Source organism: Dyadobacter luteus, assembly GCF_003383615.1.
Lineage (GTDB): Bacteria > Bacteroidota > Bacteroidia > Cytophagales > Spirosomataceae > Dyadobacter > Dyadobacter luteus.
The window spans coordinates 1-17,173 of the sequence record NZ_QNUL01000037.1 but is presented as its reverse complement, the minus strand read 5'-3'; the positions used below and the strand labels follow the sequence as shown (position 1 = coordinate 17,173).

Sequence of the window (17,173 nt, the reverse complement as noted above, 5' to 3'; positions counted from 1 at the left end):
CGCTACAATGAAACGACTCCTTCACTTTATCATCTTTTTGTATTCAACGGCTTCATTGGCTCAGTCTCCTGCGCTAAAAGCCAATGACAGATTTGAACAATTGGGCACCACCCTGCCCACACCGAACACGTATCGTACTGCATCCGGCGCTCCGGGAAAGGAATATTGGCAGCAAAGAGCTGACTACGATATCAAAGCGGAACTGGACGACGACAAACGCCGTATTATAGGTTCTGAAACGATCACTTTCTACAACAATTCCCCTGATGAGCTCCGGTATATCTGGATGCAGCTGGATCAGAATCTTTTCAAAAATGATGCGATCGGTGCGAGTTCCAAAACAGGTACAGTCAATAGCAGAGGAATGAGTTCTGCGCAGATACAGACGTTTACTACGGGCCAGAATCTTGCTCTCGATCCTGACAAGAAATATGGTTACGAAATTGCTTCAGTAAAAGACAAGGCAGGTAAAGCACTTCCTTATACCATCAACAATACCATGATGCGTATTGACTTGCCAGTCTCTCTGAAGCCGGGAACCAATCTGGTATTCAGCGTTGACTGGGCCTATAACATTACGCCTTACTACGGCCGCAGCGGATATGAGTATTTTCCAAAAGATGGTAATTTCAACTATTTCATCGCACATTGGTTTCCTCGCCTCGCTCCATACGACGATGTGAATGGCTGGAACCACAAACAGTTTTTGGGACAGGGTGAATTTGCTCTGATCTTCGGTAACTACAAAGTGGCCATTACCACTCCTGCAGATCATATTGTAGCTGCTACCGGAGAGTGCCAGAACTATGCGCAGGTACTGTCTGCTGCTCAGAAACAACGTTTAAAAAAGGCTGAAACTTCCAAAAATCCTGTACTAATCGTAACACAGGCTGAAGCGGAAAAAGCTGAGAAAAGAGAGAATAAAAATGCAGGCAAAAAGACCTGGATTTACAAAGCAGACAATGTACGCGACTTTGCCTTTGCCAGCAGCCGGAAGTTTATCTGGGATGCAATGCAAAGTGATGTTTACAAAAACGGGAAAAAAATATGGTGTATGTCGGTATATCCTAAAGAGGGAAATCCGCTTTGGGAGCAATACTCTACAAGAGCCGTTGAGCACACGCTGAAGTCTTACGGAAGCCGCACATTTGAATATCCTTATCCGGTTGCTATTTCCTGCCATGCAACTTCAGGCGGCGGAATGGAATATCCGATGATCAGTTTCAACGGTGGTCGTCCGGAAGAAGATGGTACGTATTCGGAGGCGACCAAATACGGAATGATCGGCGTGATTATACATGAAGTAGGTCACAACTTCTTTCCGATGATCGTGAATTCGGATGAAAGACAATGGGCGTGGATGGATGAGGGTCTGAATTCATTTTGCCAGTACCTGGCAGAGAAAGAATGGGATTACAACTACCCTACACGTCGCGGAGAACCGAGTCAGATCGTAGAATACATGTCTTCTGACCCATCGGTACTTTCGCCGGTGATGAGCTCTGCGGAAAACGTAATTGGTCTCGGGCCGAATGCTTATTCCAAACCTGCTACAGCGCTCAATATACTTCGCGAAACCGTGATGGGAAGAGAGCTGTTTGACCATGCCTTTAAAGAATACTCCAACAGATGGCGTTTCAAAAGTCCCACTCCGTCCGATTTTTTCAGAACGATGGAAGATGCATCAGGAGTTGACCTGGATTGGTTCTGGAAGGGATGGTTTTACACGACTGATCCGGTAGATCAGGATTTGGTGTCTGTGGATTGGTTCAGCGTTGATACACAAAACCCGGAAATCGAAAAAGAGATAGCAAGAAAAGATGCTGCCCTAAAAAAGAACACAATCAGCAAACAGCGTGACCTTGCTGCAAAAGGACAGACTGTTGTAGCGCAGGATTCCACAATGGCAGATTTCTACAACACGTATGATCCATACAAGGTTACAGAAAAAGATCGCAGTAAATATGAGCAGTACCTGTCGGGGCTATCTGAAAATGAGAGACAACTCGTAAGAGCAAATACCAATTTCTATACGCTTTCCGTGAAAAACAAAGGTGGGCTGGTAATGCCTGTGATTGTCAAAATGGAATTTGAAGACGGAACGGATTCTACTGTAACTTATCCGGCGGAAATCTGGAGATTTAATGATGCACAGTTCAGTAAAGTCGTATTGACAAAAAAGAAAGTCGTACAATGGACGCTGGATCCCTATTTCCAGATCGCTGATATTGATACAGAGAATAATTCCTTCCCGAGAAAACCGAAACCAACCCGTTTCCAGATTTTCAAACAGCAACAAAGTGCCCGTCCGACCAACCCTATGCAAACAGAAGGTGCAGGAAAAATCGGAGCAAGTCCTAAAAATGATTAGTATGAATATTGTAATTCTTGACGGCTATACCCTGAATCCCGGTGACCTCGACTGGGCTCCTATAGAGGCACTTGGAAATGTCACCAAATATGATCGCTCTGCTCCCGATGAAATTGTTGACCGGGCAAAAGATGCAGATGCCTTGCTTGTTAATAAAGTAGTGCTGACCGAAGCTATATTAGAGCAACTTCCCAAGCTTCGGTATATCGGTGTGGAGGCGACAGGTTTTAACAATATCGATATTGAAGCAGCCCAAAAGCGAAATATCATTGTCACCAACGTAAAAGCGTATGGCCCGGCATCCGTTGCCCAGCATACGTTTGCGTTATTGCTGGCGCTGGTTAACCGTATCGAAACACACAGCCAGAGTGTAGCGAAAGGAGATTGGGTCGCATCTCCGGATTTTGCCTACTGGAAAACACCCCTTACCGAACTGGCAGGAAAAACAATGGGACTGGTGGGGCTAGGTGATATAGGATCACAGGTAGCCAAAATTGCAGTTGCATTAGGCATGAAAGTAATTGCCTACCGTAAGAACCCGGCGCAGACCATCAATCCGGATATTACGATGGTAACCCTGGAATCAGTTTTCAAAAACAGCGACGTAATCAGTCTGCATTGTCCGCTGACGGATGAAACAAAGGATCTGATCAATGCTGATACAATTGCATGGATGAAGCCTTCCGCCATCCTGATCAATACAGGCCGTGGACCGCTGATTAACGAAGCAGACCTCGCGGCCGCTTTGAAGGAGAAGCGCATTGGAGGAGCGGGATTAGATGTACTTTCCGCAGAACCACCGAAGGCAGACAATCCCCTGCTCTCTGCACCCAACTGAGTCATCACACCGCACGTAGCCTGGGCAACACTGGAAGCAAGAGCACGTTTGCTGCAAATGGTAGCGGATAATCTGAAAGCTTTTCAGGAGGGGAATCCGAGGAGTGTGGTTTCGTGATTTGAATCAGATACAGCACAAAGACAAATGGCATCGGAAGCTGACTTCCGATGCCATTTGTGCATATCACCCTACAAATGAGGTAAACCGGGTAAGGAACCCTCTGATTTGTTTCAACCAAACTTTTTGATGCAATGTATACCTATTTTACAAGGGTAAAAGCACTTATCAGAATTCTAATTTTATTCTAATCGAAACAGAAAATCAGAATATAACGGGCTATACTTAACCGATCACTTTTACTAAATTTTTGTAACCGATATCCACGCTATCAATAGATGGAACCATATCCTGCTCAATAAAGAAATACTTCAGCCCTGCAATCTTAGCTGCCTCAAAAATCCTTTTGAATTCTACCACACCATTACCCACTTCCGTTATCGTTTGCAGATCACTTTTGATATCCTTCACATGCCACAGCGGGAACCGGCCCGGATGTTCCTTGAAAAGTGCTACAGGATCCTTACCCGCTTTAGTTGCCCATGCCAGATCGAGCTCCATTTTCACCAGGTCTTTATCTGTTTGTGACAACACAAGTTCATAAGGCGTTTTTCCACCTTCAACCGCATCGAATTCTGTTGCGTGATTATGGTAAGCAAAACCAATTCCTGCCTTTTTAGCGGCTTCACCGGTTTTCTGAAAGACCTCTATAGAATTTTTGATCTCATCCAGATTACCTACAGGGGTACTTGCACACACCAGATAACTCAAACCGGCCTCTGCTGCATCATCCAACAACTGCTGATAGTTGTCTCTCAAATTCAGCATAGCAGGCATTTTTGGTATAGAAATTGGCTTCCCATCTGCACCTTTCGGCATTTTATCAGGAGGAGGCATTTTGAAAGGTGCGCCGGTAGCATGGTGCGCACGCCATTTCAAACCTACACCTTCTACCACCTTTTTGAATTCCTTCGGTTTATATCCGTAATAGCCTCCGCGTGTACTGAAAGCGGATTCTACTTCTTTAATTCCTATTGATGCCAGTTTCTTCAGCGTTCCTTCCGGATCCTCATTCATCTGCTTGAACACCGTAAACAACTGTATCCCTACCGGCCATGCTTCCGCCGTCTCTCCTGTCAGAAAAGCCGCTTTGGATATAGCTGGCAACATAAGGCCTCCTGCCATAACAGCTCCGGCCTGCTTTAGAAAATGTCTTCTGTCTGTGTTCATTGTTTCGCTCGAATTAGGTTTGAGAAATTGAATTAAGACTACTGAATAAATTTAACTTTGGAGAATGACATCAGCGGCTGAATGGCCTTTGCATTGTCATTTTTAAATACAAAATACACATCGCGCTTACCGGCTGTACTTTTGATTTTTACAAACACAGGCGGACGGGCAAACGGATTACGCGGCTTTACAACCTCACCAGGTTTTGCATTTTTCTTTTCACTTTCCATTTCAGCCATCACTTTGGCAATATCCACTTCCGGTGCCATTTCCACCTGTTGTTCACCAATGAGTTGTCCTGTTGGAGAGTCCAGCCTGATCTCAATTTTTCCTCCTACACTTCCTTCTCTTTTCTGAGCAGAAGCATTCAGTTCAATCTGAGAAATACCGGCAAGGTCAATTTGCTTCCAACCCAAATGATTATTGGCATAGGCAACCACACTGAAACCAAGTCCTGCTACACCAAGAGCCTTTAATTCGGCACCTTTCACAATCGGCGCTTCTGCTGCGTTTACTTCCGGACTACGCAATACGATCATCTCTTCGGAAGTCTGCGCAGGAATAGCTTTATTCCCACTTACTGCTCTGTCTGTAAACGCAGCGCGGATAATCAATGAGCCATGACCATTATCTCCCTTGGGAATTTCAGGCGTATATTTCCCTTGTACGGGAAGTGAGCTCAATGTTTTATCTGTACTATGTAAAATATACTTCACAATCACTTCGGCATCTGCCACCGGCAGTGATGGGTGAGCCGCCATGGCTACCTCGCCCCAAACACCGGATCCTCCTTTAAGTACTTTCTGAACCAGTAAATCCAATGCACCCGCCTGTCCTTTGTATTTGTTGGAAATCTCAGCAAACGACGGTCCTACAGATTTTGTATTGGGCTGATGACAAACCTTGCAATCACTTTTACTCATCAGAATTTGTGCAACAGCAAACTGGGTTGAAGCATCCACACTACGCTGACTTTGAATAACCTCGGCATAATCAAAACCCTCGGCAGTATAATCTATACTCACCGCTACTTGTTCCGGTTTGATCTTCCCGTCTGCCAGACTTCCATCTTCCTTGTCACTCACCGCAACACTGTATTCAATCGGCTTTTCAGTGAAGAAGAAAGTTTTATTTCCGGCGAGATCCAGACTTACTTTCGGAGGTTCATTGCCAGCTATAATTTTAACAGACTGCGCATTACTCGCCCCTTTCGAATCGGTTACCGTTAAAGTGGCAGTGTACACACCAGGCTTATTGAAACTTACCGAAGGATTTGCAACAGTAAATGTTTGAGCAGCTGTACCCGATCCGGTCACTTTCCAGCTGTATTTTAGCGCATCACCGTCAAAATCTCTCGTTCCTGCAGATGATAAACTGGCTTTAAAAGGAACAGTTCCACCCTTTTTATCAGTAGCTACAGACACGACAGGTTTCCTGTTGCCACCATTGTACTCAATCCTGACTAGTCGGGAGTTATCACTTTTACGGAACCAGTTACTACCGTATTCCAGGATGTACAAATCACCATCCGGACCGAATTTGATATCAATAGGCTGAACCGGATGGTAACCCGGCAATACGCGCTCCATAGACTCGTAATCACCATTTTCTTTCATTGAAATGGCCATGATCCAGCCACGGGAGAAATCAGCAGCGATCCATTTGTTTTCGTAATAAGCCGGCCAGGGACGTTTAGGATTTTTGAAATCAGAACGATGATAAACAGGCCCACCTGTTGCACTTCTTGAACCGGATCCCACCAACGGAAACTTTTCAGAAACTCCATAGGGATAATAAATAAAGGTCGGTTCGGTAGGTAACAGCTTTTCCAGTCCGGTATTGTTCGGAGAATTATTGATCAGGTTTTTCGGATCTTTTTTAGCGAGAGGCTTGTCATTGGCATAATCAAAAACAGGGAATGCCTGATCATCTGCCACAAACCATGGCCAGCCAAAGTTACCTGGCTTCCGGGCCTGATTCAATTCATCATATCCTTTTGGACCGATCTCAGAATCCTCTCCTGCATCAGGACCTACTTCGCCCCAGTAGATAAAATCTGTTTTACTGTCTACCGAAATCCTCCACGGATTACGATGCCCCATTGAATAGATTTCCGGTCTTGTTTTAGCCGTTCCTTTCGGATAAAGATTACCCTCCGGAATGGTATAAGAGCCATCTGCTTCAGGATGAATTCTCAGGATTTTACCTCTCAGATCATTGGTGTTACCTGCATGTCCCTGGTCATCCCAGCTTGCACGTCCGGGCCGTTCATCTGTTTGTGCTGCCTGTTGGTTTCCTGTATTGTTTCCAACAGTCAGGAACAGATTACCTGCTTTATCCCAAACCATACCACCGCCTGTGTGGCAGCATACTTCGCGCTGGGTTTCCACTTCAATAATATCTTTCTTCGAAGCTTCAACCAATTGGTCATCCACCAAATCCCAACGGGAAAGAATATGTTTCTTTTCAGTCGGATGCGCGTAATACAGATAAATCCAGTGATTTTTTTCAAAGTTCGGATCGAAGGTCAATCCCATCAGTCCTTCCTCTGCTTCCCTTACTACACCCTCAGCACTGGTGTATTTGGTATTAACAGGAATGGTAGCGATCAAATCGGTTGTTTTAGTAGAAGGGTTGTACTTTTTCACAGCTCCCTTTCTTTCGGCAATGTATACAGACCCGTCTTTGAGTACCTCAAACACCATAGGTTCGTCCAGATCGTCAGCCATCACCACGGGAGTGAAACGACTTTCGTCTGGTTTTTGTGGCTCATCCTGAATAGTAAAAGCCAGTAAAAATCCTATGAAAATGAATGAAGTAAAAGACAAGGTGCTGCGACTGATAGTAGAAATAAGATTATTCTTTTTCATCGTGCAGTATCGGGTTAACAGTAGGAGAAATATTCGCAACAAATGGGCTGTTAAAAAGAGTTGCCGGGTAAAGTTACCCGGCTCTCTCAACAATCATCCATCAGTATTTAAATTCTCAGATCCGGTGATTAGTAACCGGAATTTTGTTTCAGTGCAGAAGTTCCACCTTGCGTGCTCAGGTCAATCTGACGTTGTGGAATCGGGTAATATTCGTTTTTAGGAGCTACAAAGTTTCCTCCGCGAATATCGCTGGTAACAGTTCCTTCGTAAGCGAAGAAGGCGTTTAGCGTAGTTTGAGCAATACCCCAGCGTACCAGGTCAAAGAAGCGGTGCCCTTCCATTGCCAATTCTATTTTACGCTCGAAATAAATTGCTTTCAAAGCTCCGTCTTTACCCAAACCAGCAAAAGTACCGGCAGGATATACTGCTATTTTGTAATTAGCAGCTGGAGTTGCAGAGAAACCTGCAACCGGAGTGGCATCATTTGCATACTTGTGCAAGAAACCAGTTGGCTCAGCAGCTCTTGCACGAACAAGGTTCACGTAAGTCTGCGCTTGCGCGAGGTTGTTCAATTGTGCTTCAACTTCAGCTGCCATCAAAATTACATCAGCAAAACGGATCACATTCAGGTTAATCGCGGTACCAGGCGCCCATGAACTCTGATCAGAGTAGATGTCCTGAGTTGCCTGCCAGTAGATATTTTTCTTCGGAGAATAAGGACCAGCATAAGATTGTCCCGGGCTACGGATCCATGATGCGCCAGGGTGGTATCCCCAGTCATGATAAGGCAAGCCACGACGACCAACGGTCCAGTCCAAACGAGGATCCAAAGTTCCTGCATCAGGAGTAAACGGTTGATTGGAAGCAATTCCCTGATCACTCTTTACTACGTTTGCAGCATTGTTATAAGCATCTACAAGTGGCAAACCAGTTGCATTGGTACGGTAAGAATTCACCAGATCCTGCGCAGGTTGGAAAAATCCGCAGCAACGGAATGGGCTGTCTCCGTAAGGGAAGTTTAGCATACTGCCCTGATTCGCATTCGCAATATTGTTGGTTCCGTCATTCGCAGCCATCTGAATCGCAAACACCGACTCTGAATTATTTTCCGTAGCAGCATCAAAGTTATCTTTGAATTTCTGCGTCAGTGCATATTTCAGTCCATTGCTGGTTACCCCTTGTGCAATCACCGCATCGAAAACGGTTTTTGCCTCAGTGTATTTCTTTTGGTACAACAGCGCTTTAGCAAGATAGCTACCAGCTGCCCATTTGTTTGCTTTACCAACTGATGGCTGTGTAGCAGGCAGATTCGCATAGGCAAATTCGAAATCAGCCTGAATTTTAGGCCAGATATCTACGTTGTTCTGCACTTTAGCAGCGTCAACAGTTGCTATAGTTTCATCTACCCATGGAACATTATTGAATATTTTCTTCAGTTCGAAGTAATAATGGCCGCGCAGGAAGCGAGCCTCTGCATTCAATTTAGAACGGTCGGCATCTGATATTTCAGGAACCAGCGCCAATACTCTGATCACTGTATTCGCGCGGTTAATCCCTTCATAAACAGTTCTCCACTTACTGTTGAAATACCCGTTACTTGGGTCAGCTGAAAACTTAGCAATCGCATCAATAGCAGGCTGGTCACTACCATCACTACCTTTATGTGCATCACCACCGGCAATACTTCCCAAAGTCCAGTTGTCTGGTGCTGCTTCCCAACCACTTGTACCGCTTAGGTTCTGAGCACCTCCGTTTACAAATTGCTGCCCATCTAATGCTGCATAAGCTCCTACCAGAAGCGCATCCACACCAGCGCGGCTGTAAGCCTGCTGTTCACTCAAAGCACCTTGTGCATTAATATCCAGAAGACTGTCACTGCATGATTCCAGAATGGCACCTGTCGCCAGCAACGACAATGCCAGTATATAACCTTTAAATTTCATATCTATCAAGAATTAGAATGTCAAATTAAGTCCTAACAAAAACTGGCGCTGATTAGGGTAAACACCTTCGTCAATACCGAATGAAGTTCCGGAAGAGAAGGATTGGTTTGAGCTTCCTCCGCCGTTGTTGTTGGTATTCGATGTTGTACCAATTTCAGGATCCAGACCAGAGTACTTGGTAATAGTGAAAAGGTTGGCCGCCTGTACATACACGCGCATCTTTTCAATTCTCACCTTTTTAAGCAATCCGGCTGGCAACGTGTAGCCAATCTGTGCATTCTTAGCACGCAGGTAAGATCCTTTTTCTACGAAGTAAGAGTTAGGAACATTGGATGTACTGAATGAACCCACAGTTTCCTGGATAGGAGCTGTTGCGTTATGGTTTTCCGGTGTCCATGAATCATACAGCGCTGTATGGCTTTTTGCTCCCTGGAAGTTAGAATTGAAATCTGTCCACCATTTCACATTGTTCCAGATATCGTTTCCTTGTGAACCGTACAGGAATATACTTGCATCAAACGCTTTGTAGTTTGCACCCAGGTTGATACCGTAGCTGAACTTCGGATTAGGATTTCCGATGTAAGTTCTGTCGTCAGCAGTGATGATACCATCTCCGTTTGTATCTGCATACCGGAATCTACCTACAGCTACATCTGCCTGATAAAGTGCCGAAGAGTTTCCGGTAGCTTGTCTTGCCTGCGTATTAGCTGTGTTAATTTCTTCCTGTGAATTCCAGAAACCATCAACTTTGTATCCGAAGAACTGACCGATTGAATGCCCTACTGAATTACGTACAACATAACTCCCGTTGAACCGGCGACCTTCCTGATCGAAGTAATCTACGCCGTCAGCCAGGTTCACAATCTTGTTGTTATAGGTTGTGAATGTTAAAGTAGCGTTGAATTTAAGATCGTTCGTTACGTCAATATTGGTAGAAGCTGCAAGGTCAATACCCTGGTTTCTCATTTTTGCAATGTTGATATAAGGTACCTCACCTAAACCAGCCGCTGCAGCGATCTCAGGATTGTAAAGCAAATCTCTAACTTCTTTTCTGTAATAATCTACAGTCAGATCAAGTTTGCCTTTGAAAAGCGACGCATCAATACCAATGTTGCTGTTGATGTTTCTTTCCCACTTCGCATTAGCATTCCCGATTCTGGTTCTTTGAAGTCCCATGATCGTAGAAGAGTTAGAACCTGTAATATCGTAGAAAGAAGATGTACGATTTTGTCCGAAAGTAGTGAAAGCATTTGCCGGATCTACGTTCATCTGATTTCCCATCACCCCGTAACCTCCACGGAATTTAAGATCGTTGATCCACGTAACATCTTCCATAAAACGCTCTTTTGAAACTCTCCATCCAAGACTTACAGCAGGGAACCATCCATAACGGTAAGTACTGAAACGTGAAGAACCATCACGACGAATAATCGCTCCCAAAAGGTATTTGTCCATCAAAGAATAATCTACACGACCAATCAGCGAAGCCAGACCATCCTTAAATCTTGCACTGTAGTTCGTAGGCGTTCCTGAACCTGTCGTAAGCGTCGTAAAATCAGGATCAAAAGTGAAATAGCCTGTGGTGGTTCCTCCAAGAATGCTACCTCTGTTTTTATAGTTTTCTACACCAACAAGTACTTTCAGATCATGAATATCATTGAATGTATGCTGATAATTCACAGTGTTACTCCATGTCCAGTTAAAACCATTGATGGTATTTTCAGTATATGAATTCACAGTAAGGTTTTCCTGGTTTTCATATTCAGGATAAGCAAACGAGCGGTAGGCAGAAGAGAATAATTCTCCACCGAAACTGGTTCTGAAAGTAAAGTCTTTCAGGAAGTCGATTTCTGCATACATGTTACCAAAAAGACGGTTGCTCTGTCCTGTATTATTTCTGGTACGATTCTGAATTGCAACCGGGTTTTTAGCATTTCCAAGCCCTTGCCCGTAACCTCCTGCAAAATTACCCATGATATCGTATACCGGGATGATTGTCTGCTGACGGAATGCCATACCAATGGCGCTACCCTCAGTAGAAGAGTTAACACGCGGGTTATCCGTTACCGAGAAAGAAATATTCTCTCCTACACGAATCTTCTCGCTTACATTAAACTGGCTGTTGGAACGGATCGTGTATCGCTTAAGATATGTATTTAGCAATGTACCCTGCTGGTTGAAATAGTTGAAAGAAACAAGATAATTTCCCTGATTTCCTCCACCACTTACAGCCAGGTTATGGCTCTGGATTGATGCTGGTTTGAAAATTTCATGAAACCAGTCTGTACCACTTTTGTTGGCACGTACTATTCTGTAAAAGTTGTTATATGAGTCTGTACTGGTATAATTAGGATTAACATTATAAAGTGCTTCAGCAACCCGAGGATCTCCTTCGCTCAACCCCTGAGGAGTAATGTAGTCCGGGAGTACGGGAGTTTGGCCACTGCCGTACAAAGGATCAGCAATTGTTGCGTTAGGATTTACATTTCTGATTGCATTAAATTTCAGCTGGGCAGTTTCCTGTGGATTTAACAAGTTCCAAACATTTCCCCCCTGTGGACGTTGCGTTCCCACGTAAGTATCGTACTGTACTTTGATCTTACCATTTCCGCGTTTGGTAGTGATAATGATTACACCGTTTGCAGCACGTGAACCATAAATAGAAGCCGAACCTGCATCTTTCAATACCTGCATGGTCGCGACGTCATTCGGGTTGATATCGTTAATATTCTGTGTTGGGACTCCATCCACTACGTAAAGAGGAGCGTTGTTTCCAAAAGTGTTGATACCACGGATACGGATTTGTGGCGCTTCTCCAGGCTGCCCAGAGCCCAAAACTGTAACACCTGACGCACGGCCTTGTAGCTGACTTGTGATCTGAGCAGTTGGCTGCTGTTGCAACTCAGAAACATTTACGATCGCTACAGCACCCGTAAGATCTTTCTTTTTCGCTGTTCCATAACCTACAACTACTACTTCGTTCAATGCCTTTGTATCGGATTCAAGTACCACGTCCAGTACTGTTTTGCTACCTACGGAAACCTCTTTCGTAGTAGAACCTACAAAAGAAAATACAAGTATTGCGTCTCCACCATCAGGAATAGCAAGGGAATACTTACCATCCACATCTGTCGTCGTCCCTTTCTGTGTACCTTTTAATACAACACTCACACCTGGGAGCGCATCGTTATTGTCGCCTTTTACGGTACCAGTAACGGTTCGCTCTGCCAGGGACTTTCCCTTGTAAGCCGGGTTCATTTGTACAGATGCCGGATTATCGATTCCCTGAATAGGATCGTCCTTTTGCACACGGCTTATAATGATCAGGTCGTCGGAAATCCTGTATTTAAGATTAAGTGGTATAAGCGCTTCATCCAATACTCTGGAAACAGTCTGCTGATCTGCAGAAATGCTTATTTTCCGATTGGACTGAATCACCCTTGCACTATATACGAAGCGGGCATTGGTAAGCTTTTCTACTTTTTTCAGAAATTCGCCTACTTCAATATTCTGAACATTCAGGGTGATCTTTTTTGCAAGCAAAGTTTGAGCATTGCCCTCCCTTGCCCAGGATGTGCCCATTATTGAGGCAGCGATTACTAATTGAAACAGCGAGATGCGCATGAGCCGTAACAGTAATTGATAATTGTACCCTTTTTTCATACATTTGATACGTTTTATTAAGGTTAGATTTGGTAAAACAATCCCCTGCATCCATTTTCTGAAAGAATGGATGTGCGTTGAGTTCGAAGGCAACATTAGGGGGTAACAGGGGTCGGAGATGTTGGTAGCATTATCCGACTCTTTTTTTGCAGTTATGGTAAGCTTTCTGGTTTTTAAGTAAACTTATTTATGGATTGAATAATTGATTAACTTTTACAGCCTTTGCTATACACCACAATCTGCCCATCGATAATCTCGTACCGGGCTTCTATCACTTCACAAATAATATCAAGCTTTTCAAATAGTGACTGCCTGTTGAGTAGCGCAGTAACAGGACATTCTGAAAGCAATTCTTTATCAAAAATAATATCAATCTGGTAGGCACTTTTCAGGTCAGTCAACACCTGAGAGGCAGGCGTATTAGTAAATTCAAATACACCCGCATTCGCTCCTTTTATTACAATTTCTGGTTTGTCACTAAGTGTTTTCAGCATTTCCGCGTTCTCTCTCTCCAAAACCATCTTTTGATTTGCCGTTAACACAAGTCCTTTCGTCTGAAAGGTTTTTTTCAAGTCCGAAGCCTGAAAATCATGTTGCTTGAAAACAGATACTTTCCCCTCCTGTACCTCCACTGTAGTTTTGGAATTCACACGTGCTGCGTTCACCGTAAAGCTTGTACCCAGTACTTTGGTGATCAATTCATTAGCATATACCAAAAATGGACGCTTTGAATCTTTGGAAACCTGAAAGAATGCTTCCCCCGAAAGATACACTTCCCGCTTATCCGCCACGAAGCTCTCAGGATAACTCAGCATAGAACCTGGCCGGAGTGTCACTTTACTTCCATCCGACAGGCTTACCAGTTTGTCGGTCCTTGTATCATTTCTTATCTCCTCCAATTCTTTACCGGCTACCAGCCTCTGATAGCTACTATTGCGAAAGTTATAGTGATGGTATAAGAAACCAAATCCCATGACCACAGCTATCACAGCCGCAATACGATAGGCAGACAGGTTAGAAAAAATGGATTTTTTCCAAAAATTATAATCATCCCTACTTTGAGAAGCCACCTCGTCTGCTTTCTGACTGCGCACTTTATTCAGCAACTCCTGAATTTCTTCATCCAACTCAGCTTCATCAATATCGGTTTTGTAATGTAGGTACACACTTTCAAGCAGTGCACGAGCTTGCACGACATCACTTTTCTGAAAGGGGTTTTCTTTCACGAAGTTTTGCCAGAAGATTACATCCGGCTGCCTCTGATAGCGTACCCAACTTTGAAATCGGGCATCCAATACAAAATCTTCAAGCGCGTATTCTTTGTATTGATTCATGTTTAAATTGGTTTCTACCTATACATAGGCAGTGCCAAACATGAAATAATCAAAATATTTCACTTTTATTTTAAAATCTTAGAAAAGTGATTTTTGAGGCTTCAAAAAGTTATAATCGATCTTTTAACTCCTGAATAGTGCGGTAGAGAAGATTGGCAACAGCCTGTTTGGAAATCGACATTACCTGCGCAATAGACTCGTTGTCCATATTCTCAAAAAAGCGCAGATATATAATTTCCTGCTGACGCTTAGTAAGCAGCACAATTTGCTGATTCAGTGTTCCGAGTAACTCTTCCGATGTCTCCCATTCTATGATCTGCTGTTCGATGGAAGTTTCACCAGTCATTTCCGATTCAAAATCCAACTCTTCTTCATCAGCCATCCAGTTACGCTTCATACTTTCACGGTGTATCTTTCGCCGTAGAGATTTTAGAAGATAAAACTTGACAAAAGAAGTATCCCCAAGCGTTTCGCGCTTAGCCCATAATTCAAGAAATAAATCCTGAATGCAGTCCTTTACAAATTCTCTGTCCTTGGAAAACTTAAGGCCATAACTGAACAGGCTGCGATAGTAATGGCGTGCAATTGCTCCAAAAGCCACATCGCTCCCTGCACGAAAGGCATTCCATTGTTCAGAGTCGTCCATTGAAGGGTCAGAATGAGGGAGCATTTAAAGTAAAGAAGTTTCGATCGTTAAAGTTAGGTTATACAATCCTACGATTTTTTATAAAATTTTACAATTTAATATTATCAGATATACTTTTTGAGCAACTAAGTCTCCTTGCAAGTCGAAGTCAATTATTCCCATTACGCATAAAGCGCAACAAAAGTGGCAGCAATATAATGTTTTAAATAAAAACTTGTCCAAACAAGTGATGCAAACTGAATACGTATAACCTGAACCGTACAAGAAAATACGATATGCTCCCCAATAATCCTGTTGTATCTCAGCGAAGTAATTACAAACTGCTACTTCTCATCATATGCAGTATATAAAACATGATTGACGATATATAGAAGAACGCAACTTATATACGTCGCTTAAACTAATAGACGGATCCTATGAAAACATCAAAATCACCACACCGGAGGATTTACAATGGGCAGCCATGTATTTGCCTGATCAAAACCAGAATCTGGCTGTTTAAAATTTTATTACGTTAAATACATTACAGATATCCTCTCTTAGTTGAATATCTGATCCCACCAGGATAGCACGGCTTATTGATAAATTTATCAGAACCCTAATTTCGCGCACGTATCAGTCTTCAGGAACTTCGGATCAAGCGGAATTCTTGGGGGGAGCAAATTAAAGGATTAGCTTTGTTTCCAAACAGAAGGTTTTGGAAAAAGAATTACTCTCATTATTGTTGCCATCGGGTCTAGTAGAATTGTTTGAATTGGAGAAGGTAGAAACCCTGCCAGACGGCTATCACTTGTATTTATTTCAGAAAAATATCCCTCCTAACGACCTTGAAGGGCATAAATTAGAATCAAAAGGTTTTTTTGAGTCGATTACGATCCGCGACTTTCCGCTACGGGGCCGGGCCTGTTTTCTTCATCTGAGGCGCCGTAAATGGTTGAATCATGATACGGGGCAAATCGTTTTTCATGAATGGGATGAAGTGGCAAAGGGGACTCGGATGACCAAGGAGTTCGCCACTTTTTTAAAAGATATTGGTCGACAGCTACCCGGTTAGCTGTAAGACCGTGGGCCTTTTTTACCAGTTAGACGGTAAACTGCTTGAAGAACAATATGTTGGCCATCTGAGTGGTTTTCGGCAATGGGATCAGTTCGGCCATGCTCAGGATTGGATTCTTTTTCCGGACAATATAGGTCCCTACTTAAGCATTGATGAAACGAGCCTGTCACACGGAGAGCTTTACACAGTAATCACCAATAAAGAGGCAAAGGGTAAAAAGGGGGCATTGGTAGCAATGGTCAAGGGCGTAGAGAGTGAAAAAGTGATTAACGTGTTGAGTAAGATTGGGGGCGCCAGGCGTAAGAAGGTAAAAGAGGTCACCTTGGACCTTGCCGCGACTATGGAGCGGATTGCCAGGCGTTGCTTTCCTAAAGCCAGATTGGTCTCTGATCGGTTCCATGTCCAGCAATTGGCCTCAGACGCTGTCCAGCAGATCCGGATCGAGTACCGCTGGGAAGCCATCGAGCGGGAGAATCAGGAAATAGAACTGGCCAAAGAAACTGGAAATCAATACATTCCGGAAGTATTGACTAATGGAGACTCTCTTAAACAATTGCTTGCCAGAAGTAGGCACTTGCTGTTTAAAGACGAATCCAAATGGACGCCTTCTCAACAACACCGGGCTGAAATCCTCTTCCGGTTGTATCCAACCCTGGAGACGGCTTACGAGCTAAGCAGGAAATTGTCGCATATTTTTACTTCCACCAAAGACAAAGGAGTTGCATTTACCCGATTGGCACAATGGTACAATCAGGTGGAAATCGCAGGATTGAAGTCTTTTCGAACACTGGCCAGGACTATTCAGAATCACTACCAGACCATCCTGAATTTTTTCGATAACAGGGCCACGAATGCTTCAGCAGAATCCTTCAATGCTAAGATCAAAGCGCTAAGAAGCCAGTTTAGAGGTGTTAGAGGCATCCCTTTCTTCATGTTCAGATTAGCTAAAATATATGCCTAGCTCTCCCCCCAAGAATTCTGCTTGATCCGGAACTTCCTGGTTCTCCCTTCCTTCACGGCGCAATAGAAGTAGCCAGGCAAATCTAATTTCTATCACGATTGAACATTAGAACGATATAACGCGAAAAGAGGCTGTCTCAAAAGGGCAGCCTCTTTTTGCTTTTATTGGGTTGTTTATTTTTTCGAAATTGATTATCTTTAGAT

Annotated in this window: 10 protein-coding genes; 4 read left to right on the top strand and 6 right to left on the bottom strand. The window is 43.7% G+C overall.

Annotated elements, in window-relative coordinates:
- The first annotated feature begins 7 nt into the window (after positions 1-7).
- Both DSL64_RS26420 and DSL64_RS26415 read left to right on the top strand, forming a co-directional pair.
- Complete coding sequence (locus DSL64_RS26420; protein ID WP_115833998.1) at positions 8-2,371, top strand: M1 family metallopeptidase; 2,364 nt, start codon at positions 8-10, stop codon at positions 2,369-2,371.
- Position 2,372: 1 nt separating this feature from the next.
- Positions 2,373-3,209: a D-2-hydroxyacid dehydrogenase gene (locus DSL64_RS26415; RefSeq protein WP_310587882.1), complete on the top strand. Its 837-nt coding sequence runs from the start codon at positions 2,373-2,375 to the stop codon at positions 3,207-3,209.
- Positions 3,210-3,551: 342 nt separating this feature from the next.
- Here DSL64_RS26415 and DSL64_RS26410 read toward each other — a convergent pair whose 3' ends face one another.
- The 6 genes from DSL64_RS26410 to DSL64_RS26385 all read right to left on the bottom strand — a co-directional run bounded on the left by DSL64_RS26410 (position 3,552) and on the right by DSL64_RS26385 (position 14,976).
- Positions 3,552-4,496 carry a sugar phosphate isomerase/epimerase family protein gene (locus tag DSL64_RS26410; RefSeq protein WP_115833969.1) on the bottom strand — a complete coding sequence of 315 codons (945 nt, stop codon included), beginning with the start codon at positions 4,494-4,496 and terminating at the stop codon, positions 3,552-3,554.
- Between the two features lie 38 nt (positions 4,497-4,534).
- Positions 4,535-7,366 (bottom strand): PQQ-dependent sugar dehydrogenase, encoded by a 2,832-nt coding sequence (locus tag DSL64_RS26405; protein ID WP_115833968.1) that lies wholly within the window; start codon positions 7,364-7,366, stop codon positions 4,535-4,537.
- A gap of 128 nt (positions 7,367-7,494) precedes the next feature.
- The gene (locus tag DSL64_RS26400) at positions 7,495-9,309 is read right to left on the bottom strand and encodes a RagB/SusD family nutrient uptake outer membrane protein (RefSeq protein WP_115833967.1); all 1,815 of its coding nucleotides are present in this window, start codon (positions 9,307-9,309) and stop codon (positions 7,495-7,497) included.
- Positions 9,310-9,321: 12 nt separating this feature from the next.
- Positions 9,322-12,972 (bottom strand): TonB-dependent receptor, encoded by a 3,651-nt coding sequence (locus tag DSL64_RS26395; protein ID WP_115833966.1) that lies wholly within the window; start codon positions 12,970-12,972, stop codon positions 9,322-9,324.
- Positions 12,973-13,178: 206 nt separating this feature from the next.
- Positions 13,179-14,306 carry a FecR family protein gene (locus DSL64_RS26390; RefSeq protein WP_115833965.1) on the bottom strand — a complete coding sequence of 376 codons (1,128 nt, stop codon included), beginning with the start codon at positions 14,304-14,306 and terminating at the stop codon, positions 13,179-13,181.
- 109 nt (positions 14,307-14,415) lie between these two features.
- Positions 14,416-14,976 (bottom strand): RNA polymerase sigma factor, encoded by a 561-nt coding sequence (locus tag DSL64_RS26385; RefSeq protein WP_115833964.1) that lies wholly within the window; start codon positions 14,974-14,976, stop codon positions 14,416-14,418.
- Between the two features lie 673 nt (positions 14,977-15,649).
- Here DSL64_RS26385 and DSL64_RS26375 point away from each other — a divergent pair.
- Both DSL64_RS26375 and DSL64_RS26370 read left to right on the top strand, forming a co-directional pair.
- Entirely contained in the window at positions 15,650-16,006 is a 357-nt protein-coding gene (locus DSL64_RS26375; RefSeq protein WP_115833963.1) for an ISAon1 family transposase N-terminal region protein, read from the top strand.
- A 10-nt stretch (positions 16,007-16,016) separates the two neighbouring features.
- Positions 16,017-16,970 carry an ISAon1 family transposase gene (locus DSL64_RS26370; protein WP_115833962.1) on the top strand — a complete coding sequence of 318 codons (954 nt, stop codon included), beginning with the start codon at positions 16,017-16,019 and terminating at the stop codon, positions 16,968-16,970.
- Positions 16,971-17,173 lie beyond the last annotated feature (203 nt).